Origin of the sequence: Dolichospermum sp. UHCC 0259, from assembly GCF_009711935.1 — a bacterium.
Lineage (GTDB): Bacteria > Cyanobacteriota > Cyanobacteriia > Cyanobacteriales > Nostocaceae > Dolichospermum.
In genome coordinates this window covers 18225-44560 of sequence record NZ_VIKX01000223.1, presented here as the reverse complement: position 1 = coordinate 44560, position 26336 = coordinate 18225, and the positions used below count along the sequence as shown (strand labels likewise).

Below are 26336 nucleotides of genomic sequence, written 5' to 3'. Positions count from 1 at the left end.
TTATCTCATTTACGCCGCAGTGTACTAGACCTTCTGAGAATCCTTCTCTATATTTGAACCAAGATGAAAATCTAGCTTGTTTATTACCTTGATAACTAACCAAATTTCTATCTAAATAAGGGTTATGAGTAATCTTTGATTTAAATTTTTCATGGAGAGCGGTTCTAGCACTTACGGAAGATAGTATAGGCATCATAATGGTGGTAAGTTGGGTCTGAGTTTCACAAGTTTCGGTTGAGTAAATTTATATATTTGAAACTGGCAGAACTCAAAAATTGTAGATGTAGGTCGGGTTTCGTTCCTCAACCCAACAATTAATTATATACTGCTGTTGGGTTAAGTGGCAGCGCAACCCAACCTACAATTCTGCAAAGGAATAATAAAATAATTGGTTCTACCGCTCCCTTTGTGATTAAATATCCATTTTAGATGTCCAAAAAAACCATTGCTATATATGGGTTTCATCCCAAGTAAGAGTGTTAGCGAAGCTCTAAGTAGCGATCGCAATTTAGTTATATAATTAAGGATTAAGAACTGTAACTAATTAAATGAGTGGAATAGAGAAGGAACTAACTCTAGACACTAGACATATTGCCAAGCATCTCCCAGACACACCTCAAATGCAAAGATTATTGCAGCGAGAAGGGTTTGTTCATGTTTTTAACGATGAAGCAACAATGCTTAGGGTAGCACAAGCCATAATAGAAAATGGCGAGTTCACGGGTATCATTCGTAATCATGAACGATATGGACTCTATTTTGCCAGCGCAATTGGCTATAGAATAGATATTAATGGCAGTCAAATTCCTCTGCATTATGGTGAAATAAAACTCACTGGAGATAAATATCATGTCATTCCCCGCACCCGACCTAGCCAATAACTGGCAGTTTACAGAAATATGGGTTGACCCTACCTCTGTACCACCCTATATTTTGATGTTGCTTGGTGATGATAAAAATAATTTTTGCATTTTAGATCCTACGGAAAAATACAAAATAGTTTTTGCTTGTTCCAGTTATGAAGAAGCAAAACTTTGGCTACTTGAGGATGAATATGAGCGTGTGGAAGGTCGAGTTTTAGCGGAACAGGTAGCTTAATTTATTCAGGTAATAGCGTTACAATAAAATAATCAAAACTTTGCTTTGAAAAATGTCAGAAATTATCACCCTCCAACTACCAGAAACCCTGGTGCAAAAAGCTAAAGAAATCGCCGCTTTCACCCATCGCCGAATTGAAGATGTATTACTAGAATGGATAGACCGCGCTAGTAGTGAATTACCTGTAGAATCACTACCAGATGAGCAGGTTTTGTCCTTGTGTAATTTCCAAATGGAAATTCAACAGCAAGAAGTTTTTAGTGACCTTTTAGCGCGTCAGAGAGAAGGACAGTTAAATGAAACAGAAAATACCCAACTAGATGAACTTATGCAAGTTTACCGACATGGTTTAGTACGCAAAGCTAAAGCTTTAAAAGTGGCTGTTGAACGTGGTTTAATACCTGCAATTAATTAACAGTCATGGCTAGATTTTACATTCCTGTCGAAATAGAACGCCGCGTTAGAAAAGATGCTCAAAATCGTTGTGGCTATTGTTTGAGTCCTCAACATTTAGTAATGGCACGTTTGGAAATTGAACATATTATTCCTATAGCCAAAGGTGGTAGTAATGATGAATCAAATTTATGGTTAGCTTGTCCTATTTGTAATAGATATAAAAGTGATAAAACCACAAGAATTGATCCAGAAACAGGAGAAACAGTCAAATTATTTAACCCACGTACTCAAGTCTGGTCTGAGCATTTTTACTGGACAGAAGATGGCATACAAATTGTAGGTAAAACGCCGACTGGTAGAGCTACTGTTAAAGCTTTACATTTAAGTGATGATGCAGATGCTTTAGAAGTTCGCAGTTATTGGGTACTTGCTGGTTGGCATCCTCCAAAAGATTAGATAGACTTAAAATAAGTATGGCAGAATTATATATGGATCATCAACTATATGAACAAGATTTTAATCTTTGGAGAGAAACTCTCATTACACAAATCAAAGAAAAGCATTTTAATGATATTGATTGGGAACATTTACTATTAGAACTGGATGATATGGGTAAATCGGAAAAACGGTCTTTCTTGAGTAATTTAACAATTTTAATTGCTCACTTACTCAAGTTAACTGTTCAAGCTGATGCTCCTGAAATTATGAAAGGAAGTTGGTACAGTTCTATTACTGAACATCGGTTTAGAATTAAAAAAGATTTACAAGAAAATCCTTCTTTTAAGAATTATCTGCATGAAGTAATTTTTATAGCTTATGCTGATGCTAGAAAACTAGCAATTAAAGAAAGTAAAAATGCTAAGTTGGGAGCGAGAAGACCAGATGAATCTGAATATCCTATTGATATGCTTTTTACTTTAGATCAGTTATTAGATGAAGATTTTTATGGAGATATGTTATAATATTAAACGTTTACAATTTTTATAAATTAGCCATTTCAAAATCCATGAAACGTCTTTACTACGGTGATAACTTACAAGTTCTCAGAGAAAATATTCCTGATGAATCTATTGATTTCATCTATCTTGATCCGCCTTTCAATTCTAATGCTAATTATAATATTCTGTTTAGAAATGCCTCTGGGGAAAGTTCAGAAGCGCAAATTACAGCTTTTGAAGATACTTGGACTTGGGAAATTGAATCAGAACGATTTTTAGATGAAATTAAGGATAAAAAAGGTGAATTGTATCAATTATTAGATTTATTGGTGAGAACATTAGGTAAAAATTCTTTATCAGCTTATTTGGTAATGATGGCGATTAGATTAATAGAATTACATCGAGTTCTCAAATCTACAGGTAGTTTATATTTACATTGCGATCCTACAGCAAGTCATTATTTAAAAATGATTTTAGATTTGATTTTTGGAGCAGATAAATTTAGAAATGAAATTATCTGGAAACGTCAAACAGCACATAATGACGCTAAATATAAATTTTCAGATGTAGCCGATATTATCTTATTTTATGTCAAGTCAAAAAATGCCCTATTTCAGCCTCAATATGGAGAAAATGATCCTGAATACATAGCTAAATTTTATAGACATGATGATAATGATGGTCGGGGATTATATCAATTAGCTGATTTGGCAAGTCCTAATCCTCGCCCTAGAATGATGTATGAATGGATGGGTTTTCCATATCCCGTCAAAGGGTGGCGTTATCAACAAGATACAATGCAAAAGTTACATGATGAAGGACGTATTTATTATCCGATAAAACCTGATGGTAGTTTTGATGTTAGTAAACGTCCTCGGCTAAAAAGATATTTAAAAGAACAAAATGGTACTATTGTTACAAATATTTGGACTGATATTTTACCCATTAGCGCCCACGCTAAAGAACGTCTGGGATATCCTACACAAAAACCCTTGTCTTTATTAGAAAGAATTATTCAAGCTAGTAGTAATAAAGATGATATTATTCTTGATCCATTTTGTGGATGTGGTACAGCAATTCACGCAGCAGAAAATTTAGGGAGAAATTGGATCGGTATTGATATTACTCATTTAGCAATTGCTTTAATAGAAAACCGATTAAGAGATGCTTTTCCTAACAAATTTATTGAAGATGAAAATAAGAATCAAAAGTTAGTTCCTGGTATTGAATTTGAAGTGGAAGGTACACCTAAAGATTTAGCAGCAGCAGAGGATTTATTTACCAGAGATCCCTATCAATTTCAATGGTGGGCTTGTTCTCTTGTTAATGCACAGCCTTACAAAGATAAAAAGAAAGGTGCAGATGGAGGGATAGATGGTTTGATATTTTTTGAAGATGTAATAGATATCAAAAAATCAAATAAAACAGCCGTTAAGAGAATTATTGTTAGCGTTAAAGGAGGTAAAAATATCAACGCCTCTATGATTAGAGATTTACGAGGAACAATGGAGACAAATAAATCTGATATTGGGTTATTTGTTACTCTCACTCCTCCCACTCAACCAATGATTAAAGAAGCAGCTTCTTCCGGTTTTTATAAAGCAGGAAACGGAAGAAGTTATGCAAAAGTACAAATTTTAACTATTGAAGAATTATTAACAGGACAGAAGCGACCAGAATTTTTTGATATGAAACAGGGAGAATTGACATTTAAGAAAGCGCAAAGGGAAAATCGGGATATAGGAGAACAGGGGGAATTGTTTTAGTATACTAATACCTACAAAATTATTTTTGCTTGTTCCAGTTATGAAGAAGCAAAACTTTGGCTACTTGAGGATGAATATGAGCGCGTGGAAGGGCGAGTTTTAGGTGAATAAGTGGCTTAACTTATTCACTTAATAGAGTTAGAATAGAATAAATATATCTGACTTTATCAGAGTAATTAAAAATTATGCTCAGTGGAATTAAACAAAAGGCTATTGTCGGTAAAGATGGCAAAATCGAACTATCTACCACTGAATTACCAGCAGGGACAGTTGTAGAAGTTATTATCCTAGTTGAATCACCTATTGAAGAAGATGAAACTACCTATCTTCTCAAATCAGAAGCTAACAAACAACATCTACTCAAAGCTATGGAAAATGTAGACAAAGGCAACCTAATTTATGTTGATTTAGATGAACATGAAAAAAGTAGCATTTGAACCAGAAGCTTTTGAACAATTGGGTGAGTGGGGAAAGGAAGATAAAAAAGTCTTTAAAAAAATCTTGGAATTAATTAAAGATATCCGAAGAGAACCATTTTCTGGGATAGGTAAACCAGAACCACTAAAATATGAATTGCAAGGTTACTGGTCGAGACGAATTACAAATGAACATAGATTAGTTTACAAGATAGAAGAAGATTTATTGATTATTCTGTCTTGTAAATATCATTATGATTGATAAAATGCAACACAGGAAGATATGGAAGATGCTATTCGTCAAGGTGTTGAGGAAATGCTTAACACACCCTACGTAACCACAAATGTAGAGAATTAAGAAGAGTTGCATCCTCTATAAATCATTGGGTTGATAATATAAAAGTCAGAACTAATTGACGTAAATTTCTACTTCTTGTGTCCGTTTTTTAACACAGAATGTAGGGAGGGTTCTTTCAGTTTTCAGTAGAAATTAAAGGGGGTATCTGTTATGAAAGAATACATGAGTATTTTAGAGGGATTAGTTGATCAGTTGACACTAGCGGCAATTTTAGAGATGCTAGAGCGAATATGCCATAAAAAAGCGGAAAATCTGAGAACTCACTGGGACGATGAAGAATCTGCAAAACTGTGGGATAAAGCAGCTAGACAGATAGAAAATATCAATGTTGATATTTAAATTTTACGAAAAAAAAATTACTCCTAGTGGATGGTTATTTTCAGTTAATGGAAATAACCAACTTTTAATTTTGTGGGTAGATAATTACCCCAAAAAGCCAGCGAGTAATAGTGGTAATAGTATCAAAGCAGACCCAATTAAAACTAGGGTAGCTGGATCAATTTTAATGTGGTTCTTTTGTGGATTACGCATTTAGTGAAGTTCCGAAAAATAATTATTTTAACACAATCTGAATTCAATAATTATCTGAGCAAAATTAATTCAAAATTTTGAGAACAAACAAAGATATCTGTATTCTTGGTTTGTTCCCTACCCCAAATATAGCATTTATTTTATTTACAATCATTCATGCGAATAAATATCTTGTGATAACAGCCTACTGCTTGTCCAAACCAAAGCCTATCTAAATTTCCCACACAGGCTTTTCCCAAAGACGTTCCTACAGGTTTGGGTAAATATCCTATGGGGGTATCTGTGGATAATTGGAAATGAGATTCTATATGGGTTATATTTTCTGGTTTCCATCCTACTTTTTGACGAAATTTTTCATCTATTTTATAATCAAAATTAATTTGACCATTATTTTCTTGTTTCCAAATTTTAGTTTGGACACTAAAACCAAATCTATTTTCACTAGCATTTAACCACAAATTGTCTATATTCTGTAAAGCTTCACAAGGAAAAGTTTCAATGGCTCTGGTACTTAACCAATTATGATTTTCTCTATTAGTGATTTTCAACATTACTGATTGTGTTTCTTTTGCAGCATCTTCCCAATTTTTAGCTTGTAAATATTGACTCAATTGAGTATAATTCTCTTGTCTATGCTGAGGATGCCAATAAATCCAATCTTGAATTTGATAAGATGAAAAAAAAGATAAAAAGGGAATGAAGCATATTATAATTAATATCGAATATCTAGTTATAGAAGCAATAAATTTATGAATCTTTTGGTAATAGGGTTGATTATTTGTTAATATAGCCAGCAAATGGGAAATTTGTTTCATATCCTCATCTACAAAGAAATATATGAGGAAAAATGGTAAACACAAAAATACCAAAGTGATGATAAAATTTCCGACGGGATTATTGATGATTTCTGGTGTGAGAATAATTAGGGGTATTGTAAAATATACCAATGTCCATACCAAAAAAAGCTTGCAAATTAAAACAAGCAACTTAAACAAAAATTTGTTAAATATCAAATATTTAATCATATTCTATATATTTTATGATTTATCTACATCCGCTTTCAGACTTTATCTCATCTAATTTGATCATTGCTTCGGCACAGCCTAACTATTACTATGAAGGAAAATGCCCCCAAACTGGAGAAATACTCAGATTACCCCGTACCCCTTTAGCGGAAGCTATAGCTAATAGCCTTATGCAACAACTTCAGCAAAATCATCTTTATTCCCATGAGGGAAAAATGTATGGTATTTTGTTGGTTGAATTGTCCAATGGTGAACAAAGAGTTATTAAAGCATTTTCCGGTTTATTAAATGGTAATAGGATGGTTAAAGGTTGGGTTTCACCAATTCCTGGCAGAGAAGAAGTGGCTTTATTAGAAACTCAGACTTTAGCCAAGTTAGAAGCCATTAAACAAGAAATTATTAGCCTTGAGAAACTTTCAGAAAGAGAAGAATATAAAACTCTGTCTGCTGAATATATTGAACAGTTACAGGCTCTTAGTTTACATCATTATCATAGCAAACTACAACGACAGGCACAACGTCAAGAATTTTTGCAAACTCTCACAGATGAATCTCTGAAAATTGCGCTGGAACAATTGGAAACAGAAAGTCGTCTACAAGGCATTGAACGTCGCCATCTTAAACGTCGTCAAAATGAAATTTTACAGCCTTTACAGAAAATCGTAACATCAGCAGATCAGACAATTGCCGAACTAAAACAGCAGCGTAAACAATTATCCCGACAGTTACAAACAGAAATGCACGCTGCTTATAGATTAACTAATTTTCAAGGACAATCTTTATCTTTACAGCAATTATTACCCGAAGGAACACCAACGGGAACAGGAGAATGTTGCGCTCCTAAATTATTACATTATGCAGCTACTCATCAACTAAAACCTTTAGCAATGGCTGAATTTTGGTGGGGTAATTCTCCGGTCGAAAATAAAGTTTCAGGAGAATTTTATGGTGCTTGCTTGGAAAGATGTCAGCCTTTAATGGGATTTTTATTATCAGGATTAAAACCAAATCATGTAGAAATAATTTATGAAGATGAATGGTTAATTGCGGTAAATAAATCATCAGGACTATTATCTGTTCCTGGTCGTTATTTTCATAATCAAGATAGTGTAATTAGTCGTTTACGTTATTTATATAATCAAGAAATAATTGCGGGACATCGTTTAGATCAAGATACTTCGGGAATTTTATTAATTGCTAAAGATGCAGTTACTTATTCTCAAATAAGTAAACAATTCCAAAAAAGACAAGTATATAAGGTTTATGAAGCTTTGCTTGCAGGTTCTCTAAATATTCAGGAAGGTGAAATAAATTTACCTTTGTGGGGAAATCCTGACAATCGCCCTTATCAAGAAGTAAATTTAGCACAGGGTAAACCTAGTTTAACGCGCTTTCGCGTGATAGGTAGAGAAGGAAATTATACTCGTGTGGAATTTATACCCATTACTGGACGTACCCATCAATTACGGGTTCATGCTGCGGATAAGAGAGGACTAGGAATGAGTATTTTGGGGGATAAACTCTATGGTTATCATCAGAATACTGGGAGATTATATCTGCACGCAAGGGAGTTGAAGTTTCAGCATCCTCATGTCAATAAAATTCTGCATTTACAGGTAAAAACACCGTTTTAATTAGGAAATATAATTTGTAAAAAGATATTGACAAATACTTTAGATTTATTTTATTATTTTAATATAACAAGCGTTCGATATAAAATCCATATTCCCCTTAGTGAGGAACAAGCTATGCTATGCCAAAAATTGTTGATCACGAACAATATCGCAAAGAATTACTCGGTAAATGTTTTGATTTGTTCGCTGCAAAAGGCTATGCAGCTATTACTATGCGGCAGATTTCTGCGGGTTTAAAGGTTTCCACAGGTACGCTGTATCATTATTTTCCTAACAAACAAGCTTTGTTTGAGCAATTGGTGGAAGAAATTAGTCAGCAGGATATCATTACAGCTTTAACAGAATTTGGAGGAAAAAAAACCTTATCAGAATTGATGGAAACTTTGGGTCAATACCTTGTTAAAAATGAGGATTATTTAATTAAATGGACTTATTTATGGGTTGATTTTTGTCAACATCAAGACTCAAAAATAATGCTAAATAATAGCACTGTTTTCAAACGTGCTAATCAACGATGTCAACAGGTAGCTTGTGATTTGTTAGGTGTTAAAGATGTGGTATTAGCATCTTTTGTTTTGAGTTTTGTGAATGGTGTTGTTTTAGAGAAATTGTGGGGTAATGAGAACATTAATTTCCCTGAACAGTGTAAGCTATTAGGAGAAATGATTACAGCATATTTACAGCAAAAAGCCCAGAGTTAAATTAATGATTAACAGCCATAAATACCGATAAATTTATTTTGTGATGAGGTAGTGAAAATGAGTTACAACCTGTTGTTTAAATCCCCAAGTCCAGGTTTGATTGGTTTAATGCTTGCGGCTACTGCGATTCCATTAGGAATTGTCATTTATGGAGTTTCTCATTTTGGACAATTGGGTAAAACTTCGGTGACAGAATCAAAACCAATTGTGCCTAGTCCTCAAGCAGTCACCGCTTTAGGAAGATTAGAACCAGAAACGGAAATAATTAAGTTATCTGCACCTTTAGCCTTGGATGGCGATCGCATTGCCGCAGTCTTAGTCAAAGAAGGTGATAACCTGAAAGTAGGACAGGTAATTGCTATTTTACAAACCCGTGATCTCTTAAAAAATTCTGTTATTCAAAGCACGAAACAAGTCGAAGTTGCTAAAGCTAAACTTGCACAAATTAAAGCTGGGGCTAAATTAGGAGAAATTCAAGAACAGTCGGCAATTGTTGAACGAATTAAAGCCCAATATACAGGAGACAGACAAGCCCAAGAGGAAAATATTGCTCGCATATCAGCCCAATGGGAAGGTGATAGAATTGCCCAAACAGCAACTATTAATAAACTCACCGCAGAACTAAAAAATGCTGAATCAGAATATAAACGCTATGAAAAGTTATTTTCGGAAGGGGCAGTTTCTAATTCTGTAATTGATAGTAAACGTTTAAATGTAGAAACTGCTAAACAGACATTAAGTGAGTCCCAAGCTATTCTCAATCGGATTAATACTACAGCTAATAAACAATTAGCCGAAGCCAAAGTTGCCCTCAATCGCATTAATAATACTAGCAATAAACAAATTAGGGAAACTCAAGCGAAACTAAATAGTATTGCCGAAGTTCGTCCTGTAGATGTGCAGTTAGCGCAAACAGAAATTGAGAGTGCGATCGCTAATCTTAACCGAGCAAAAACCGAACTAGAAGCAGCTTATATTCGCGCCCCTATGGCGGGACAAATTATCAAAATTCATACCCGCGTCGGTGAAAAAATTGGTGATCAGGGAATTGCTGATTTTGCCCAAACTAACAAAATGATGGCAGTGGCAGAAGTTTACCAAACCGATATTAGTAAAGTCAAATTAGGACAAAAAGCCATTATTACCAGTCAAGGATTTCCAGGAAAATTACAAGGTACAGTACAGCAAATTGGCTTACAAGTCAACCGTCAAAATGTTTTTAGTGATCAACCAGGAGAAAATTTAGATAGTCGCATTGTCGAAGTAAAAATTCGCCTGACTCCTGAAGATAGTAAAAAAGTTTCTAGCTTAACTAACTTACAAGTACAAACAGCAATTAAATTGTAATTTTCTTACATCAAGACACTCAAAATAAAAGTAATGATTAATAAAATGTTTCGGAAAACGCCCCTAGCTTGGCGACAGTTAATGAAGGAAAAAACGCGGCTATTGGTTGCAGTAGCCGGAATTACCTTCGCGGATATGCTGATATTTATTCAGATGGGTTTTGAAAGTGCATTATTTGATGCAGCTATTCAACCTCATCGCAATTTACAAGCAGATTTATTATTAATTAATCCTCAATTTCAAACCCTATTTTCAGTCAAAAGCTTTTCTAGAGAAAGACTTTATCAAGCATTGAGTTACAACGGTGTAAAATCAGTCAGTTCTATTTATATTAGTACAGGACAATGGCGCAATCCTGAAACTAAAATAGATCGATCTATTCTAGTTTGGGGTGTAGATCCATCTACACCTGGTTTAAAGTTTCCTGAACTTCAAGCCAAAAAAGATAATCTTAAACAATTGAATCAAGTTATATTTGATGAAGCCAGTCGTCCAGAATATGGAGAAATTGGCAAGATTTTCCGAGAAACTGGCAAGTTTAACGCCGAATTAAGCGGCAAAAATGTCAGTGTTAAGGGCTTATTTCAAAATGGTGCTTCCTTTGCTGCTGATGGGAATGTTGTTACTAGTGATTCTACTTTTTTACAGTTATTTCCTACTCGCAAACCTGATCAAATTGAAGTTGGTTTAATTACTCTTCAACCTGGTGCTGATATTGAAAAAGTCAAAGCACAACTACAAATAGGACTAAATCCAGATCCTAAAAATCCCTTTGTTGAAGTTGGTACTCCCGAAACATTTGCCCAAAAAGAAAAAACTTATTGGGCGACTGGAACAGGGATTGGGTTTATTTTTAGTTTGGGTGTAATAGTCGGTTTTATTGTTGGTATTGTCATTGTTTATCAAGTTCTTTATTCCGACGTTTCTGATCACTTACCAGAATACGCTACTCTTAAAGCAATGGGTTATACTGATAATTATCTATTGCGAGTTTTATTACAAGAGGCATTGTTCTTAGCAGCATTGGGTTATTTACCTGCATTTTTTCTATCTTTTGGGTTATATCAAGTCACTTTTGCGGCGACTCTTTTACCTATAGCGATGAAGACAGAGAGGGCAATTAATGTTTTTTTTCTAACAGTAATTATGTGTACTGTTTCTGGCGCAATTGCCATGCGAAAACTCCGTTCTGCTGATCCAGCAGATATTTTTTAAAATTACAGTTTTTATATCTCACCCAAAGGTAAAGAAAAATGTCATTAGAAGTTACAACTATTGCTTCTGAAGTTATTTCTAGTTCAGAAACAGTTATTTCTGTTAGTAATCTCAATCATTATTTTGGTAAAGGTGCGCTACAAAAACAAGTCTTAGTTGATATTAATTTAGAGATTAAGGCGGGAGAAATTGTGATTATGACTGGTCCTTCGGGTTCAGGCAAAACTACCCTGTTATCATTAATGGGGGGTTTACGTTCTGCCCAAAATGGCAGTTTAAAAATATTAGGACAGGAAATGTCCGGTGCAAAAAAGGCACAATTAACTAAATTGCGTCGCCAAATTGGTTATATTTTTCAAGCACATAATTTGATGAGTTTTCTCACAGCCAAAGAAAATGTCCGAATGTCTTTGGAGTTGCATGAACATCATCTCAAAGGCGATATTAATGCTAAAGCTACAGCAATGTTAGAACACGTCGGTTTAGGAGAACGGGTTAATTACTATCCAGAGAATTTATCCGGTGGACAAAAACAACGGGTAGCTATAGCCCGCGCTTTAGTTAGTCATCCGAAAATAGTCTTAGCAGATGAACCGACAGCTTCATTAGATAAACAATCGGGACGTGATGTGGTGGAATTAATGCAAATGTTAGCAAAAGAACAAAACTGTACTATCTTATTAGTCACCCATGATAACCGCATTCTCGATATAGCTGATCGGATTATTTACATGGAAGATGGACAATTGAAAAGTGATGGAATAGATATGGAAGTCAAAGTAAATTGACACGCCTTTATTTAAAGATAATTTCCTCCCGAATTTCTAAATTCAGAGTGTGTTGAATTTTCAAAAGTTTAGTCAAACTAGCACTAGCATATCCATTTGCTTCATCACGTTGCACCTGTTGAGGTTTAACTCCTAAAAGTTTGGCAAAACTCTCTTGAGTGTGTCCACGAATAATCCGCGCTTTAATTAGTGCTTCTGGTAATTTCTCTAAACTATCATATTGCAATCGCTCAATTTTATCTTGATTGTTTTTGAGATTTTCGTACTCTTCTATCTCTTGAATAAACTCCCCAATTTGGCTTTGTAGTGAGGCAATACGAGCCTCATGGCGTAGCTTTTGGTTTTCATCTTCTGGAACTGGTTTACTAGAATATTGAGCTACTGCTAACTCAAATTTTTTCATCTGCGCCTTAGTAATATTGTACTGCCATTCATTGAAAATCATAATGTTTAGCCTACAACTCATTTCTTTAATGATGGCATTACCTAATAATAAAAATTAATTAGATAATGCCAATTTATTTTACTGTTTCATATTGCTAATTTTGAATCTTTAAGAATCAATATCAGCAAAAAGTATTTCGCATCCTATCCTTAGAGATCAACTGCTACTAGACCTTTGATATTACCATTACGGTCTTGCTGGAAAAATTCTAAACAAGTGGTAAATGGATCTTCAATATTTATGTTAGCAATTAAAAACTCGCCACCATATTTATTTTTTTGTGCCGACCTTCTGCTACTAGGATGTAAAACTGAATCTAGTTTTTGCAAGAGTTTAAAATCTACTTGATCGTCTTCCCAGCAAACATCAAAATCATTAGGAAGTCTTTTAGTAGTTACAAAACTTCCACCAATATAAATTCTCTGACAACCACACTGCTTTAATATCTCGCACCCTTGTTTGAGTCCAGATAAAAGATTTCTTCGGCGTGTGTTGTGAGCTAGATGCTCTTCAATTTCATCCCAAGTAGCCAAATGAATACCTGGTAGCAAATTGCCATTTTGATCGAATATCAAACTCATACTATGTTTTTATCCTGCCATAAATTTATTCCTCCGATAAATTCACTAAATTAACCGATTAAACTTAAATAGAATTAGACATCAGCTTGTGATTTACAAAGCTTCGATACTTATTTCTAGATTAATTTATCGGTGTTAATAGAAGAATTTACGGCTTATGTGAGTTAGTATTAAAACTCTTGTAATTTCGTTAATAATTCCAAAATTATAGTGTTGGAAAACCCTGGAAAAACTTATAAAACAACAAGATTTTTCAACTCACGTAAAGGCGTAATTGGCGTTGCATATTTGTGGGCTGATAGGGGCTGGAAACATTAAAATTTTGTTCCGCAGTCAATAAAATCATTCCATTATTCAGCAACGGCCTGTAATTTTGTAGTTGATTCTTCTATCACTAATCATAGCACAACAATTTTGTTGTGTCTATATCTCATCCTCAAAAGAGCAGGCTTGAGCGAATGAGATATTTAAATCAAAGCTAATTGCGATACCTGCAACAAACAGAACTATCAATCACATAAATCAAATTAATCATATAAATCACAGTCAAGACCATAGTATAGTACAATTGTTCTATACAGACAAAACATAATACTCATTCTAGTCAAGTGTAAGATAGAAAAACAATGATTGCCTACGGTACGCTATGCGAACAGTATCATCATTGTTTTAACTAATTATGGTTGACTTTTCTCGTGAACTTAAATTCACCGCGAGAAAAAGTATTAAAAATCAGGAGCAGACGATGAACAGTTGTATTTTGATGGCGGAAATTTACGATAATCCCCAACTGCGTCACACACCAGATGGGTTAGAAGTTACAGAAATGATCGTTCATGTAGCGGGAGCAAAACCAGATGATCCAACGCATCCTTTAAAAGTCGTAGGTTGGGGAAATTTAGCAAAAGAGATTCACCAAAGTTATCATCAGGGCGATCGCGTTATTATTGAAGGGCGCTTAGGTATGAATACAATTGATCGCCCCGAAGGATTTAAGGAAAAACGCGCAGAATTAACAGTCCAAAAGATTCACGCCATCGGACAAGGTACTTATACCAATTCACAACCAGCAGCCACGAGAACCACACCAGTCTATGAAACCCCTGTAGCGCCACCAACCTACAGCCCTACTAATTATGAATCAAACTATCCGACATCAGCGCCCATGCCCCAGGTAACAGCCCCTCAGCCGACATACCAACCCGCCCCTGTGCAGTCTCCATCCCCTGTAGGAGTTACGCCAGAACCCGATCCAGATGACATCCCGTTTTAGTAATCACCTTTGTAGAGGCGTTACATTGAGCGTCTCTACTTGTTCAACCTCCACTGACTTCACCCCATTCCCGAATTGCTGGAAATACCGATGAATAATCATCTTCTGGATAGGACATTTTCATAGTTGCGTATAAGATTTGCCTTACACCCTCAATACTGTTGAGATTCAAACCCAAGGATTTCGCTTCCGAGATAAATAAATCTATTTCTTTGATCAGTTGTTTTGTCGGCAAATTGGCGTTATTGTAATTACCATCTAACATCCGCCGCAAATTTTGATCAAAAGTAGGCGCATAAAGTTTACTTTCGCGCAGAACCTGCATAAACAAATCAACATCAATGCCTTGCAACTGGATATATGCCAAACTCAGAGCAAAGCTAGTTGTCAAAGAAGCAATCAGTTGATTGAGTGCCAAGGTGAGGTTGGAGGCAGAACCCACACCGCCTATATATACAGGATTTTCTCCAAAATGTTGGAGTAACTTTAAATGCCGTTGATACTGTTCTTCCTCTCCACCTACCATGACAATTAATTTGCCAGTTTTAGCTTCGGGAATACTACCCAGGACAGGTGCTTCTATATATTCACCCCCAGCCGCAACTACTGTATCTCTGATTTCTTGGCTTTCTAATGGGTTAATCGTCCCCATTTGAATGATGCTGCGTCCTGATAAAGTATGCCAAGAAGTATCCGTGAGTAGGACATGATAAATAGCTGCGGCGTTAGAAAGCATTAGCACGATACAGTCAGCAGCCCGGATGGCTTCACGGGGTTTTGTTACAATTTGCGCCCCTGCTGCCCGTAACGGTTCTAATTTTTCTGGGGTGCGATTATAGGCAATTAGCTCTATATCGGCAGCTAATAACCTTTGAGCCATCGGTAGTCCCATCAATCCAGTTCCCAGAAATGCCACCTTCATGTTTTATGTTCCTTTGTCAGTGGTCAATGGTCAGTTGTTAGTTGTCAGTTGTTAGATAAGAGGGAATAGGCAAGAGTAAAAATATTCTCCCCTGCCCCCCTGCCCCTCTGCTCCCCTGCTCCCTGCCCTGCGGTACTAGCCTCCTGCGGCAAAAGTCACCATAATAATTACGGAAAGTAAGAGTCCGGGGGACAGTAGAGTTACTAGCACTAACAGATCATGAGCAGTCATAATTATTCCTCTTCGCAGATTTTTGACTTGAATATAACAACAGACAAGGTGGTTAGGATATCAATTGATAATAAAAATCAGACGACAAAAGGGATTAGTGTTTCTTCCTTCTGACTCCTGACTCCTGACTCCTGACTCCTGCTATATCATCACTGCTATGCTAGTGCAAACAAGGCTAATACAGGATTGTTAAAGAGATTTTTAAGCTTTCTCTTTGATCTCTACTCTGGTACGATTAATCCCTGGAGTGGTTGTGATGCTTGTTTTTCCGTTAGTCCCTGGCTTTGGACTAAAACGCCAAAATTGCCTAGTCCCCCTGGGTTAATTAGTTGGTGTAATCCTTCCCGGCGTTGTAGCAACTGTGATATTGGTTGCTGTTGAGAGGAAAGTGCAGCTATTCTTTCACCTATTCCCAAGGCCATTAAAAATAACCCTTGCTGTGTCCAACCCATGTTTTTGAGTCCGCACCGTTCACCCCAAGATGATAAGGCTGTAAAGTCAACATGGGCAGTGATATCTTGTTGCCCAATATTGATATAGGGATTATCATGATGACGATGCTGGTAGTAGCACTGGAGAGTTCCCTGCGATCGCCTGGGGTTATAATAACGATGAGCAGGGTAGCCATAATCAATTGTTAGCACATACCCCCGTTCCAAGCAGTCTGCCACTATACCCAACCAGTTCAAAGCTGCTAAATTAATTTCACTACGATAGGCATTTTCATAAGTATTTTGGCTTAAATCAATTCCTACTAACTTAAAATATTCTCCTAATTGCGGTGTTGATGGTTCTCCTATTACTTCAATAAATAGAGGCTCACGGATGATCTGGATTTCGCTGATTTCACTGTTTAACTCGGCAAGGGTGACATAAATTTCCCTCAATTCCCCTGCTGCTAAAATAAATTGGTGGACGGGAAAAGCATCTACTAATTCATTGGAAAAAAAGCAGCCGTTAATAGATTTAGAGGGAATTTCTTCCAAGTTACACCAATCCACAGCAAAATCTTGTAACCGTTGTTGTTGTTCTTGTTTTAAACTTTGTGATTTTTCAACAATAATATATTTAACTGCGGTAAAAAAATCTGGGTATTCTTGCTTTATATAATTGAGAATATGAGATGCTAATATACCTTGCCCTGCTCCCATTTCCACCAAATCAAAATGTATAGGTTTATCTAAAATCTCCCACATTTGGTAAAATTGCTTTGTTAGTAATTCCCCAAAATCAGAGCCTAAACTGGCAGATGTGAAAAAATCACTACCACGAAAGCCAATTTTGATAGCATCACTAGAATAATAACCATGTTCTGGATGATATAACACCATATCCATATATTCTGCAAAGGTAATTCTTTTTTGAGGATTGGTGATAATCCGACGGGCTATAGCTTGACACAGTGGGGAATAGGAATCCATAAAATTCAATGTATATTTCCTAATATTTTCGCACTCCTAACACACCTTAGCAAATAAGAGGTTGTTTGAAAAGTTTTAGGTTGTGATTTTAGGCACTTACAGATCCCCCCTTGTTAAGGGGAGAAATAAAGTCCAAGTCCCCCTTAAAAGGGGGATTTAGGGGGATCTAAAAATATTTGATACACAAAAAGGGACTTGTTCATTCACCCTCTTATCTACGACTATCAAGTAAACTATGCCGAGAAAAAATGCCCTTCAATTTCAAATTAGTGAAGACATTTATAGAACTTACTAACTCTCGTTGTTCTGAACTTAAATTTAATGCTGCTAAAGCTTGATCAATATCATTACCATTATGTAATTTATGAGCAAGCAAATCACGTTGAGATAAATCTAAAATTGCCGCAATTTCTTTATTTCGACGCTGACGAATAGCTTGCAGTGCTTGATTTTCTTGGGGAGTAAAATCATATTCAGATAATTTGATATTATCGCTAATTTCTCCAGAGTTAGTGAAGAAGTGACTAGCATAAGCAAAAGGAACTTCCCAGGAGAAAAAGGTAATGGCGAAAATAAGAGCCAAAGTCAATAACCGTTGTGTTAATTTATTAATCATGTTGATTTTGATGTTAATAACCGCTTAAGTCAAATTTTAGTTAGGGAAAGAATAGCCTAGATAATTTTCCTATTTCTGGGTGCAACCTGCCAAAGAGAAATAAACATTAATCAGCGCTTATTTGATAGAACAAATTTACTAGCCGTTAAATGGCATAAATCCTGAGTTCAAGACAGTGACAAGGAAATCAGGCTGTTTCTATATTCGAGGTGAGCCAAAGTAGATAATGTTTTCTCTATGACTAAATTCAGAAATTGATCATCACGATAATTATTTTGCCAATAGATTGTGAAAAAATGTAAAGCCTGTATATTTAGATTAGATAATACATATTTTTGCCAGTCCATCATAAATTAGAAGTTTCAAAATTAATATCCTACACATAGAGTTTTAACTATTGTTCCTTCAACTTGTTATCAACCATGACATTACCTGAACCTCAAACTGATATTAAAGAAATTCCCCCTTCCCCCACTAAATCCAATCGGTGGCCGCGGTTGCTATTAGCCGCACTCTTATTAATTGGGGGTGTCAGCGGGATAGCATGGAAATTGCTAAATCCTGAAAAACCAAGTCCAGGAGTGGCTAATGCTGCACCTCCAGGGGTAAAAGTTAAACTATTACCAGTACAAACAGGTACAGTCGAAGATAGTACAGAATATATAGCCAGCTTAGAATCGCGGCGTTCTGTCAATCTCCAACCGAGAATTCAAGGTCAAGTTTCGCAGATATTCGTGAAATCAGGAGATTCAGTTTCCTCTGGGACTGCAATTTTGCAAATAGATTCTCGACAACAACAAGCCGCAGTTAGTAGTTTATCTGCTGCTGGTCAAGGTTCGCAAGCGCAACTAGAAAATGTTCGCGCTACTCTTAAATCTTTGCAAGCAGAACGGTTAGCCAATATTGCTGATTTTCGCTTAAACCAACAAGAGTATAAGCGTTATTCTGAATTAGCTGCACAAGGGGCTGTATCTCGTCAGACTCAAGATTTATATGCTAACAAACTGGCAACAGCAAAAGCCCAACTAGGGGTGATAGATTCTCGCATTCAAGCTCAAATAGCTACCATATCCCAGGTAGAAAAATCTTTACAACAAGCTGATGCCAATATTAAACAACAACAAATTCAACTGCAATATTATAAAATAACTGCTCCTTTTGCGGGAACTGTGGGTGATGTTCCCGTTAAAGTAGGGGATTTTGTGAATACTTCCACACCATTGGCTACAATTACCCAAAACCGACCTTTAGAAGTTAAAATTCCTGTGCCATTGGAAAAAGGTACACAGTTGCGCCCAGGATTACCAGTGGAATTAATTAACGCCCAAGGTAAAATTATTGGCAATAGTAGTATATTCTTTATTTCTCCCAATATTACAAATAACTCTCAATCAATATTAGTTAAAGCACTTTATGAAAATGATAATGGACAACTACGAGCCGATCAATTAATTCGGGCTAAGGTAATTTGGAATCAACGTTCTGGGGTGCTAGTTCCCACAACAGCAATATCTCGAATTGCTGGGGAAACTTTTGTATTTGTAGCCGAAACAGGAAAATCTCCTGAAGGTGGTTCTCAATTAATCGCCAAACAAAAACAGGTGAAGTTAGGAAATATTAAAGGTAATGATTACCAAGTAATTGAGGGATTACAACGAGATGAAAAACTGATAGTTTCAGGAGTACAAAATCTCCGAGACGGACTGCCAATAATTCCTGAAAATTGACAATGGCGAGATCCCCGACTTCTTCAAGAAGTCGGGGATCTTTTTAATCACCAATTACTAATTACTAATTTATGTTTGTTGATTTCTTCATTAAACGACCTGTATTTACCAGCGTTTGCGCTATTATCATTTTACTTGTTGGTGCAATCAGTATTCCTACATTGCCTACAGCCCAGTATCCAGAGATTAGTCCCACGCAGATTATCGTCAGTTCTAATTATGTTGGTGCTAGTGCGGAAATTGTCGAAAGTACAGTGACGACGATTTTAGAGCGGCAAATTAACGGTGTCGAAGGCGTTAAATACATGACTTCGAGTAGTAGTAATGATGGCAGTAGTACGATTACTATCACATTTGATGCTTCACGGGACAAGGATATTGCCGCCGTTGATGTGCAAAACCGTGTCACCTCCGCTGAACCCCAGTTACCAGATAGTGTGAAGCAAACAGGAGTGACTGTGAGCAAACAGTCCAATAATATTCTGTTGGCGATGGGTTTGTTTAGTGATAATAAAGCCTTAAATAATGTCTTTTTAAGTAATTATGCAGATTTATATTTAGTAGATGCCCTGAAGCGGATTAAAGGTGTCAGTGAGGCGCGGATTTTTGGAGAACGTCGCTATGCAATGCGTCTATGGCTTGACCCAAATAAACTGGCTAGTCGGAATTTAACCACAGACGATGTGATTAATGCCCTGAATGAACAAAATTTACAGGTAGGTGCGGGACAAATTGGACAACAGCCAGCCGTTGATGGTCAAATGTATCAAATTGACTTGAGGGCAGTTAGTAGGCTAACGGAAGTTGAGGAATTTGACAATGTAGTCATTAAAACTGCGGCTGACGGTAGTTTGATTAAGTTGAAAGATGTGGGAAGAGCGGAATTGGGCGCTCAAAACTATAGTTCCTTTCTCCGCTTTAAGGGGAATGAAGGTGTAGGAATTGGGATTTTTCCGACACCGGGAAGTAATGTTTTAACCGTTGCTAATTCTGTCAAAAAAGAAATGGCGCGATTGTCCCAAAGCTTTCCACCTGGGATGAAATATCAGGTGGCATTTGATACCACTACGATTATAGAAGAGTCTCTGGCAGAAGTGATAAAAACATTATTAGAAGCGATCGCTCTAGTTGTTCTTGTCATCTTCATTTTCTTACAAGATTGGCGCATTACTTTAATTCCCGTTATCACTATTCCCCTGGCTTTAATTGGGACTTTTGCTTTCGTCAAAGCCTTTGACTTTTCCATCAACACTTTAACCATGTTCGGTTTAACTCTCGCAACTGGGATGGTAGTTGATGACGCAATTATCGTAGTTGAAGATATCTCCCGCTTAATTCAAGAAGAAGGAATACCACCCCGCAAGGCCGCTTCTTTGGCTATGTCCCAATTGACAGGGGCTGTAATTGCTACTTCCCTAGTATTAATGGCGGTATTTGTCCCTGTCGCCTTTTTCCCCGGTTCAACTGGACAAATTTATAAACAATTTGCCCTGACAATTGCCTTTTCCATCACTATTTCTACATTTTTGGCTCTCACCCTCACACCTGCTCTTTCGGCTTTATTATTACGGCAAAGACCCGCACCTAGAGGGATTTTTGGTTGGGTATTCGGTCGAATTAACTGGTTTTTAGAAGCCATGCGTTGGGGATATGAGCGCTCTTTAAGGTTTTTGACAAAAATTAAGGGGATTATTCTTCTGTTATTTATCGGTTCATTAGGTTTCACAGCTTGGCTGTACATGACCGTACCCACCGCATTTCTCCCCGACGAAGACCAAGGTTATTTCATTACCATTATCCAAGGTCCAGAAGGTTCTTCACTCAAATACACCAGTAAAGTCATGAGTGAGGTAGAAACAGAAATATTGAAATTACCCGAAGTTACAGGAACATTTGCGATCGGTGGTTTTAGTTTTAGTGGTAATACTGCTAACAGTGGCATAATTTTCACAACTCTCAAATCCTGGGACGAACGAAAACAACCAAATCAATCAGTACAAGCCATTATTGGTAATTTAAGACAAAGCTTTTCAGGAATTACCGAAGCTAGAGTTTTCCCAGTTAATCCCCCCGCAATTCGCGGTTTAGGTAGTTTTAGTGGTTTCCAATTTCAATTACAAGATATAGCCGGCACTAACAGCTTAAATTCAATGCTGCAAACCGTTGGTCAGTTCATGATGCAGGGAAATCAAACCCCCGGACTACAAGCTGTATTTAGCACCTTTACCGCCAATACACCGCAAATTCTAATTGAAGTTGACCGCAACAAAGCCAAATCTCTACAAGTTTCCATTGACGATATTTTTACAACCCTGCAAACTTATTTGGGTTCAAGATATGTCAACGATTTTAATTTTCTGTCTCGCACATATCGGGTATATATTCAAGCAGATGCTCAGTTTCGTTCCAATCCTGATGATATTGGTTTATTAAATGTGCGTTCTGCAACTAATCAGATGATTCCTCTGAGTAGTTTGGTGAAATTAACTCCCACAACAGGAGCGCAAACTATTAATCATTACAACTTATTTCGTTCCATTGAAATTAATGGTTCTCCTGCTCCTGGTACTAGTTCTGGACAAGCAACTTTAGCTATGGAACAACTGGCTAAAAAGATATTACCAACAAGCATGGGATATGAATGGTCAGGTATTGCGGCTGAGGAAAAAGAATCCGGTGGACAAGCACCGATCATTTTTAGTTTGGGATTACTTTTCGTCTTTTTAGTCTTAGCTGCTCAATATGAAAATTATGTTGACCCTTTAATTATTATGTTGTCAGTTCCTTTAGCGATTATGGGAGCTTTAGCATCACAATCATTACGGGGTTTAAATAATGATGTATTTTGTCAAGTTGGGTTAGTCATGTTAATTGGTTTAGCAAGTAAAAACGCAATTTTAATTGTCGAATTTGCTAATCAATTACAAGAAAGTCAAGGTTTATCAATCACCAAAGCAGCCGTAGAAGCAGCACAAGGTCGTTTACGTCCCATTCTTATGACGGCTTTTTCCACTTTGTTAGGAATTTTTCCCCTAGTAACTGCTACAGGTGCAGGTGCAGCAAGTCGTCAATCTCTTGGTACTGCTGTATTTGGGGGAATGTTTGTAGCGACTTTTTTAAGTTTATTTATTGTGCCAATCCTGTATATTATCATTGGGACAATTCGCCAACATTTGCAACCAGTTCATCATTCTCCCCATTTAGAAATGCAAGAAGAAGATCATGTTTCAATAAGATAGTATTTCAATACTTGTCGGTTAAGGAAATGTAGGTTGGGTTGAGCGATAGCGAAACCCAACATTATCAAGGATTTTGTTGGGTTTTGTTCCGATTGCTCCGCGTTCACGCAGTGTCCCGCAGGGATACGTTTACGTTCCACAACCCAACCTACCAGTAAACACAACATTAGTCAAAAAAGAACATTGAATACAATTGTTTTAGCATTTAAGGAGATATATAATGATAGACCAAACTAAATTAGTAGATGTTCAGCAGTGGATTAAAACCCGTGCTTCTCTAGATACCAACGAGTCGATTTTTTTAAGTTGGACAGGAAATATTTATAGTTTTATTCCTGGAGAAAAACGACAATTATTATTTAAAATTGTGGGAATGAGTGTGAGTCGGTGTATACCCATAGGTGAAGGTAGTTGGGATTTTACTTCTAGAGAATTAACCTATTACCTCAACCCAGAAACCAAAGAGATTTTACATAAATGGGAGAATCCTTGGACACAGGAAACAGTCACCATTATGCACGTTGCCAATAGTCCTGTTCAGGGTAAATTTAAAGGTCAAATACCTGTGCAATTAGACGGAGAAAAAACTAATTTTGTATTTGATATCTTTCCTAATTATCCCAACCCTTTAGCCGAAAAACCCGAATTTGCTGATTATTGTCCAGGAGTAATTTATCAAGCAGCAGAATTATTTAAAATCTCTGTTCCTACAGCAGATTTAGAAAATTCACAATTAAATTCAGTTACACAATTAAGCATATCTTGGGATAGAATGGGTCAATGGTTGCCTTGGATGAAAATGGGTGAACGTCCTGGTTATTTAATCTATAGTGCTACAGGTAAAAAAGTTAGTGGATTAACAGAATTACATCCAATTTTACAACAGGAAATTAACACTCGCGTTCCATTATATAAAGCAGCCCCAAAAAGTTATATTGAGGGAGAAGATATGACATCTTGGCTTTATTTTCAAAAGCATTTTTCCTCATATTTAGCTGGAGAAATATTCCCCATACCAGCACCAGCAGAAGACTAATTGACAATTACAGAATTGCAGCAAATTGCAGATTAATGAGGTACAGAATTCAAAGCTAGACAGTAAGCCAGTTTTACCCCTGACTCCTGCTGTAATTACAACTTTTGCATATTGTGAATAAGAGGATCAAAATTCTTCGGAAATTTGGTGCTTTCATCATAATATGCGCGATTTAAATTGGCACCATACAACTTGGTATAATGCAGTTTAGCACCTCTAAGATTTGCTTCAGTAAGATTAACACCGGATAAATTTGCTCTTGTCAAATTTGCCTTGGCTAAATTTGCTCTACTCAAATCTGCTCCCCAAAGTTTAGCTTTAGCTAAGTTAGCTTCACTTAAATCTGCTCCCCATAAATTAATCCCTGGTAAATAAGCATTAATTAGTTTAGCCTTGATTAGTTGAGCAGAAACAAAATATGTTTCACCTGCAAGATAACGCCGTTTTAGTTCCTCAGTTTCCATATCTAACCTACTTGAGTAACAAAACCTCTATCCTCAGAATACTGCTTAAATTATTTGTTGGTGTTTTCTCCGCACAAAAATTTTTGCCCATACAAAATCTAAATAGTATTATTAGGCACTAAATAAATTAATACTATTTTTGGAAGTGCAGCTATTTGACACATAAAAAACGCCTGAGTTTTTAACCCAAGCGTTCCCCGTATAACTTTCTACCAATTCACTACTATTGTAACATTTGAAACCTGCGACTCAAATAACAGAAAGTATAAGCAGCGCCAGGAAAACTGTAACAAATATCAGATGAAGTGGTATCACTCCTTGCATTTACTAAGGATATCTCTTTTAAAATCAAATGGCTAGTGTAGGAAGTGACACTTTCTTAACTGACACTAGTTAAAAATGAATCCTAGTAAATAGTATTTGATCAAACACGGCTAAATAGTAAATATCGCAGTATTCCTGTATAAAGATGTCAGCGTTGCCATAATTATATTTGAACTGGAGTAAAAATTTCTTGACACTTACACAAGCTAATAAGCTGTTAAATAACAGCAGCTTCCAATATCCTAGTTTTTCTGTAATCAGTATTTATTTTTGCTGCTACACTCACAGGAATTGTCAATTTGTCGGCAATATAACAACTAATAGAACTAATTTCTAAATTTCTATTGGTTTAAAATGTATAATATAAAACAATAAAGTAAAAAGTATAAAATTTACAAAAAAACTTATGCCACTAAAACGGTTTATTATTGAAATGGGAATGGGTGTAGACCAGCACGGACAAGAACCAACGGTAGCAGCAGCAAGAGCAGTTAGGAATGCCATTGCCCATAATGCTCTTCTTGGTATTATGGAAGTAGCGGGGTTAAAAGATCCTCATGAAATGATTATTGAAGTCAAAGTTGCAGTTCCGTATCCCGAACAGGTACGAGAAGCAGAAGTATTAGCTGTTCTTCCCTTTGGTCAAAAAACCCTCATCTTAGAAGCAGGAGGAATGGTAGTTGATGGTTTAGCAATTGCTTCTCTCAACGATAAAAATGATGAAATGTTGATAGCTGTAGCCGCAGTTACAGTTTTTGTAGAAATTGCATAATTAACTTGAAAATATTGATTTCTTGTGGATTTTTTGAGCTAAAATAGGAATACTGGGATCATCTCTGGCAGTAATTTTTCTAAATTAAACATCTACACAACTCCAGCGAAAATGTCTCAAGATCCTCAACAATCACCTCAAATCCAAGAAATAATTGGACTAAAAGCACAACACTTTGCTGATTTAATCAGAACCGCACAATTAGTTTTTGATCCGACTGCGGGAGTTACCGGCAGAAATGTCAAAATTGATTGGGAAGATTTTGGTATTCCTCGAAATATAGAGGATAATCTCAGAATTATTGGTGAAGAGTTTCAATATGCTTCTCCCCATGTTCCTGTTGATGTCATTTGGGGTAAATTAACCACAGAAACTCGCATTTGGTTTCTAGAAAAGAAAGATCAATTGTGGCAATTTGAAGAATTTTTACCTGCACTTGATGAAGATTAACTATTGCCAAAAATACTTTTTTCAAGTAGGATATATACATTTTGTATCCTACTTATTTACTAGAAAATAGAGTTTATGAAAATTATAAATTTCCATTTTTTATTAGTTTCAGCTTCTTTGATATTGCCGCTGATAACTCCGGCTTTCCATAAGTCTGAGATGGCTTTAGCGACAAGTACAAAAAATTATGATCAACCAATTATTAATCAGCAAATAGTTGTTAATAAGAGTGAATTTGGTGTGAAGATAGTTAACTCAGAAGGGAAAGTTAATTTTTTTCCAACAACTACAGTTCCGTTAAAAGAAGGTGATGCTTATGGTTGGAGAATTACACTTGACAATTATCAAGGTAAAGTCAAATGGCGCGAAGTTTTAATTTTACCACAAGCTCCCGAAACTTGGACAACAGAAAATAATAAAAATTTCTCCATATCCAAAGATGGAAAAACAGCAACTTCCACCCGTACAGTAACACCTGTTAATGGTGTAATTGAAAATTTTTGGACTATTTCTCCTGGAGATCCTTTGGGTCAACATCAAATAGAAGTCTATATTGATGAACGTTTAATTGGTACTTTTGCCTTTGAAATAGTCCCATTCTAAAACGACGATTTTGTGCTAA

The 26336-nt window shown here is 36.2% G+C and carries 29 protein-coding genes and 1 pseudogene; 22 read left to right on the top strand and 8 right to left on the bottom strand.

What is annotated here, in order from left to right; translation table 11 throughout:
* A pseudogene (locus FJR05_RS27025) lies at positions 1-196 on the bottom strand (hypothetical protein); the annotation flags it as partial.
* 352 nt (positions 197-548) lie between these two features.
* On the opposite strand from FJR05_RS27025, the gene FJR05_RS19005 reads away from it, so the two are divergent.
* From FJR05_RS19005 to FJR05_RS18960, 10 genes are all read left to right on the top strand, one after another.
* Positions 549-881 (top strand): hypothetical protein, encoded by a 333-nt coding sequence (locus FJR05_RS19005; RefSeq protein WP_168645570.1) that lies wholly within the window; start codon positions 549-551, stop codon positions 879-881.
* The gene (locus FJR05_RS19000; RefSeq protein ID WP_168645569.1) at positions 850-1098 is read left to right on the top strand and encodes a hypothetical protein; all 249 of its coding nucleotides are present in this window, start codon (positions 850-852) and stop codon (positions 1096-1098) included. The genes FJR05_RS19005 and FJR05_RS19000 overlap by 32 nt, the downstream gene beginning before the upstream one ends.
* A 52-nt stretch (positions 1099-1150) precedes the next feature.
* Positions 1151-1513 carry a hypothetical protein gene (locus tag FJR05_RS18995; protein ID WP_168645568.1) on the top strand — a complete coding sequence of 121 codons (363 nt, stop codon included), beginning with the start codon at positions 1151-1153 and terminating at the stop codon, positions 1511-1513.
* Positions 1514-1518: 5 nt separating this feature from the next.
* Positions 1519-1950: an HNH endonuclease gene (locus FJR05_RS18990; protein WP_168645567.1), complete on the top strand. Its 432-nt coding sequence runs from the start codon at positions 1519-1521 to the stop codon at positions 1948-1950.
* A 32-nt stretch (positions 1951-1982) separates the two neighbouring features.
* Positions 1983-2456: a DUF29 domain-containing protein gene (locus FJR05_RS18985; RefSeq protein ID WP_168645573.1), complete on the top strand. Its 474-nt coding sequence runs from the start codon at positions 1983-1985 to the stop codon at positions 2454-2456.
* Positions 2457-2500: 44 nt separating this feature from the next.
* Positions 2501-4198, top strand: coding sequence for a DNA methyltransferase (locus FJR05_RS18980; protein WP_168645566.1), 1698 nt, complete (start codon positions 2501-2503; stop codon positions 4196-4198).
* A gap of 185 nt (positions 4199-4383) precedes the next feature.
* Complete coding sequence (locus FJR05_RS18975) at positions 4384-4635, top strand: hypothetical protein (RefSeq protein ID WP_168645565.1); 252 nt, start codon at positions 4384-4386, stop codon at positions 4633-4635.
* A complete protein-coding gene (locus FJR05_RS18970) occupies positions 4616-4876 on the top strand; it encodes a Txe/YoeB family addiction module toxin (RefSeq protein WP_168645564.1) in 261 nt (86 codons plus the stop codon). Before FJR05_RS18975 ends, FJR05_RS18970 begins: the two co-directional genes overlap by 20 nt.
* Positions 4877-5122: 246 nt before the next feature.
* On the top strand, positions 5123-5311 hold the full coding sequence (locus FJR05_RS18965) for a hypothetical protein (protein WP_168645563.1): 189 nt from the start codon (positions 5123-5125) through the stop codon (positions 5309-5311).
* A complete protein-coding gene (locus tag FJR05_RS18960; RefSeq protein ID WP_168645530.1) occupies positions 5298-5507 on the top strand; it encodes a hypothetical protein in 210 nt (69 codons plus the stop codon). Before FJR05_RS18965 ends, FJR05_RS18960 begins: the two co-directional genes overlap by 14 nt.
* Before the next feature lie 136 nt (positions 5508-5643).
* Here FJR05_RS18960 and FJR05_RS18955 read toward each other — a convergent pair whose 3' ends face one another.
* A complete protein-coding gene (locus FJR05_RS18955) occupies positions 5644-6450 on the bottom strand; it encodes a GUN4 domain-containing protein (protein ID WP_168645562.1) in 807 nt (268 codons plus the stop codon).
* A 92-nt stretch (positions 6451-6542) separates the two neighbouring features.
* On the opposite strand from FJR05_RS18955, the gene FJR05_RS18950 reads away from it, so the two are divergent.
* The 5 genes from FJR05_RS18950 to FJR05_RS18930 all read left to right on the top strand — a co-directional run bounded on the left by FJR05_RS18950 (position 6543) and on the right by FJR05_RS18930 (position 12213).
* Positions 6543-8162 (top strand): RluA family pseudouridine synthase, encoded by a 1620-nt coding sequence (locus FJR05_RS18950; RefSeq protein ID WP_168645561.1) that lies wholly within the window; start codon positions 6543-6545, stop codon positions 8160-8162.
* 119 nt (positions 8163-8281) lie between these two features.
* Positions 8282-8863, top strand: coding sequence for a TetR/AcrR family transcriptional regulator (locus tag FJR05_RS18945; RefSeq protein WP_168645560.1), 582 nt, complete (start codon positions 8282-8284; stop codon positions 8861-8863).
* 57 nt (positions 8864-8920) lie between these two features.
* Complete coding sequence (locus tag FJR05_RS18940) at positions 8921-10210, top strand: ABC exporter membrane fusion protein (RefSeq protein ID WP_168645559.1); 1290 nt, start codon at positions 8921-8923, stop codon at positions 10208-10210.
* A gap of 33 nt (positions 10211-10243) precedes the next feature.
* Positions 10244-11425 (top strand): ABC transporter permease DevC, encoded by a 1182-nt coding sequence (gene devC, locus FJR05_RS18935; RefSeq protein ID WP_168645558.1) that lies wholly within the window; start codon positions 10244-10246, stop codon positions 11423-11425.
* 38 nt (positions 11426-11463) lie between these two features.
* A complete protein-coding gene (locus FJR05_RS18930; protein WP_168645557.1) occupies positions 11464-12213 on the top strand; it encodes a DevA family ABC transporter ATP-binding protein in 750 nt (249 codons plus the stop codon).
* A gap of 7 nt (positions 12214-12220) precedes the next feature.
* Here the strand turns inward: FJR05_RS18930 and FJR05_RS18925 are convergent, their stop codons facing one another.
* Both FJR05_RS18925 and FJR05_RS18920 read right to left on the bottom strand, forming a co-directional pair.
* Entirely contained in the window at positions 12221-12658 is a 438-nt protein-coding gene (locus tag FJR05_RS18925) for a helix-turn-helix transcriptional regulator (protein ID WP_168645556.1), read from the bottom strand.
* 149 nt (positions 12659-12807) lie between these two features.
* On the bottom strand, positions 12808-13239 hold the full coding sequence (locus tag FJR05_RS18920) for a hypothetical protein (RefSeq protein ID WP_168645555.1): 432 nt from the start codon (positions 13237-13239) through the stop codon (positions 12808-12810).
* A gap of 745 nt (positions 13240-13984) precedes the next feature.
* Here FJR05_RS18920 and FJR05_RS18915 point away from each other — a divergent pair.
* Entirely contained in the window at positions 13985-14512 is a 528-nt protein-coding gene (locus FJR05_RS18915; RefSeq protein WP_168645554.1) for a single-stranded DNA-binding protein, read from the top strand.
* A gap of 43 nt (positions 14513-14555) precedes the next feature.
* On the opposite strand, the gene FJR05_RS18910 is transcribed toward FJR05_RS18915, so the two are convergent.
* From FJR05_RS18910 to FJR05_RS18900, 3 genes are all read right to left on the bottom strand, one after another.
* A complete protein-coding gene (locus tag FJR05_RS18910; RefSeq protein ID WP_168645553.1) occupies positions 14556-15434 on the bottom strand; it encodes an NAD(P)-dependent oxidoreductase in 879 nt (292 codons plus the stop codon).
* Positions 15435-15886: 452 nt separating this feature from the next.
* Positions 15887-17086: a class I SAM-dependent methyltransferase gene (locus FJR05_RS18905; protein WP_168645552.1), complete on the bottom strand. Its 1200-nt coding sequence runs from the start codon at positions 17084-17086 to the stop codon at positions 15887-15889.
* Positions 17087-17297: 211 nt separating this feature from the next.
* Positions 17298-17702 carry a hypothetical protein gene (locus tag FJR05_RS18900; protein ID WP_168645551.1) on the bottom strand — a complete coding sequence of 135 codons (405 nt, stop codon included), beginning with the start codon at positions 17700-17702 and terminating at the stop codon, positions 17298-17300.
* Positions 17703-18124: 422 nt separating this feature from the next.
* On the opposite strand from FJR05_RS18900, the gene FJR05_RS18895 reads away from it, so the two are divergent.
* The 3 genes from FJR05_RS18895 to FJR05_RS18885 all read left to right on the top strand — a co-directional run bounded on the left by FJR05_RS18895 (position 18125) and on the right by FJR05_RS18885 (position 23704).
* On the top strand, positions 18125-19429 hold the full coding sequence (locus FJR05_RS18895) for an efflux RND transporter periplasmic adaptor subunit (RefSeq protein WP_168645550.1): 1305 nt from the start codon (positions 18125-18127) through the stop codon (positions 19427-19429).
* A 71-nt stretch (positions 19430-19500) separates the two neighbouring features.
* Entirely contained in the window at positions 19501-22668 is a 3168-nt protein-coding gene (locus tag FJR05_RS18890; protein WP_168645549.1) for an efflux RND transporter permease subunit, read from the top strand.
* A gap of 220 nt (positions 22669-22888) precedes the next feature.
* Entirely contained in the window at positions 22889-23704 is an 816-nt protein-coding gene (locus tag FJR05_RS18885) for a DUF1838 domain-containing protein (protein WP_168645548.1), read from the top strand.
* A gap of 95 nt (positions 23705-23799) precedes the next feature.
* Here FJR05_RS18885 and FJR05_RS18880 read toward each other — a convergent pair whose 3' ends face one another.
* On the bottom strand, positions 23800-24168 hold the full coding sequence (locus tag FJR05_RS18880; protein WP_168645547.1) for a pentapeptide repeat-containing protein: 369 nt from the start codon (positions 24166-24168) through the stop codon (positions 23800-23802).
* 730 nt (positions 24169-24898) lie between these two features.
* On the opposite strand from FJR05_RS18880, the gene FJR05_RS18875 reads away from it, so the two are divergent.
* From FJR05_RS18875 to FJR05_RS18865, 3 genes are all read left to right on the top strand, one after another.
* Positions 24899-25264: a Lin0512 family protein gene (locus tag FJR05_RS18875; protein WP_174783778.1), complete on the top strand. Its 366-nt coding sequence runs from the start codon at positions 24899-24901 to the stop codon at positions 25262-25264.
* Positions 25265-25375: 111 nt separating this feature from the next.
* Complete coding sequence (locus tag FJR05_RS18870; RefSeq protein WP_168645546.1) at positions 25376-25714, top strand: hypothetical protein; 339 nt, start codon at positions 25376-25378, stop codon at positions 25712-25714.
* A 75-nt stretch (positions 25715-25789) separates the two neighbouring features.
* Positions 25790-26317, top strand: a complete 528-nt coding sequence (locus FJR05_RS18865) for a hypothetical protein (protein ID WP_168645545.1) — start codon at positions 25790-25792, stop codon at positions 26315-26317.
* Positions 26318-26336: the final 19 nt, after the last annotated feature.

Coding starts and splice junctions, on each gene's coding strand:
- FJR05_RS18900 (WP_168645551.1), bottom strand. CDS start 17,702: ATGATTAATAAATTAACACAACGGTTATTGACTTTGGCTCTTATTTTC.
- FJR05_RS18975 (WP_168645565.1), top strand. CDS start 4,384: ATGCTCAGTGGAATTAAACAAAAGGCTATTGTCGGTAAAGATGGCAAA.
- FJR05_RS18990 (WP_168645567.1), top strand. CDS start 1,519: ATGGCTAGATTTTACATTCCTGTCGAAATAGAACGCCGCGTTAGAAAA.
- FJR05_RS19000 (WP_168645569.1), top strand. CDS start 850: ATGTCATTCCCCGCACCCGACCTAGCCAATAACTGGCAGTTTACAGAA.
- FJR05_RS18885 (WP_168645548.1), top strand. CDS start 22,889: ATGATAGACCAAACTAAATTAGTAGATGTTCAGCAGTGGATTAAAACC.
- FJR05_RS18890 (WP_168645549.1), top strand. CDS start 19,501: ATGTTTGTTGATTTCTTCATTAAACGACCTGTATTTACCAGCGTTTGC.
- FJR05_RS18930 (WP_168645557.1), top strand. CDS start 11,464: ATGTCATTAGAAGTTACAACTATTGCTTCTGAAGTTATTTCTAGTTCA.
- devC (WP_168645558.1), top strand. CDS start 10,244: ATGATTAATAAAATGTTTCGGAAAACGCCCCTAGCTTGGCGACAGTTA.
- FJR05_RS18970 (WP_168645564.1), top strand. CDS start 4,616: ATGAAAAAAGTAGCATTTGAACCAGAAGCTTTTGAACAATTGGGTGAG.
- FJR05_RS18965 (WP_168645563.1), top strand. CDS start 5,123: ATGAAAGAATACATGAGTATTTTAGAGGGATTAGTTGATCAGTTGACA.
- FJR05_RS18925 (WP_168645556.1), bottom strand. CDS start 12,658: ATGATTTTCAATGAATGGCAGTACAATATTACTAAGGCGCAGATGAAA.
- FJR05_RS19005 (WP_168645570.1), top strand. CDS start 549: ATGAGTGGAATAGAGAAGGAACTAACTCTAGACACTAGACATATTGCC.
- FJR05_RS18960 (WP_168645530.1), top strand. CDS start 5,298: ATGTTGATATTTAAATTTTACGAAAAAAAAATTACTCCTAGTGGATGG.
- FJR05_RS18980 (WP_168645566.1), top strand. CDS start 2,501: ATGAAACGTCTTTACTACGGTGATAACTTACAAGTTCTCAGAGAAAAT.
- FJR05_RS18920 (WP_168645555.1), bottom strand. CDS start 13,239: ATGAGTTTGATATTCGATCAAAATGGCAATTTGCTACCAGGTATTCAT.
- FJR05_RS18915 (WP_168645554.1), top strand. CDS start 13,985: ATGAACAGTTGTATTTTGATGGCGGAAATTTACGATAATCCCCAACTG.
- FJR05_RS18880 (WP_168645547.1), bottom strand. CDS start 24,168: ATGGAAACTGAGGAACTAAAACGGCGTTATCTTGCAGGTGAAACATAT.
- FJR05_RS18940 (WP_168645559.1), top strand. CDS start 8,921: ATGAGTTACAACCTGTTGTTTAAATCCCCAAGTCCAGGTTTGATTGGT.
- FJR05_RS18985 (WP_168645573.1), top strand. CDS start 1,983: ATGGATCATCAACTATATGAACAAGATTTTAATCTTTGGAGAGAAACT.
- FJR05_RS18950 (WP_168645561.1), top strand. CDS start 6,543: ATGATTTATCTACATCCGCTTTCAGACTTTATCTCATCTAATTTGATC.
- FJR05_RS18875 (WP_174783778.1), top strand. CDS start 24,899: ATGCCACTAAAACGGTTTATTATTGAAATGGGAATGGGTGTAGACCAG.
- FJR05_RS18945 (WP_168645560.1), top strand. CDS start 8,282: ATGCCAAAAATTGTTGATCACGAACAATATCGCAAAGAATTACTCGGT.
- FJR05_RS18865 (WP_168645545.1), top strand. CDS start 25,790: ATGAAAATTATAAATTTCCATTTTTTATTAGTTTCAGCTTCTTTGATA.
- FJR05_RS18910 (WP_168645553.1), bottom strand. CDS start 15,434: ATGAAGGTGGCATTTCTGGGAACTGGATTGATGGGACTACCGATGGCT.
- FJR05_RS18895 (WP_168645550.1), top strand. CDS start 18,125: ATGACATTACCTGAACCTCAAACTGATATTAAAGAAATTCCCCCTTCC.
- FJR05_RS18905 (WP_168645552.1), bottom strand. CDS start 17,086: ATGGATTCCTATTCCCCACTGTGTCAAGCTATAGCCCGTCGGATTATC.
- FJR05_RS18870 (WP_168645546.1), top strand. CDS start 25,376: ATGTCTCAAGATCCTCAACAATCACCTCAAATCCAAGAAATAATTGGA.
- FJR05_RS18995 (WP_168645568.1), top strand. CDS start 1,151: ATGTCAGAAATTATCACCCTCCAACTACCAGAAACCCTGGTGCAAAAA.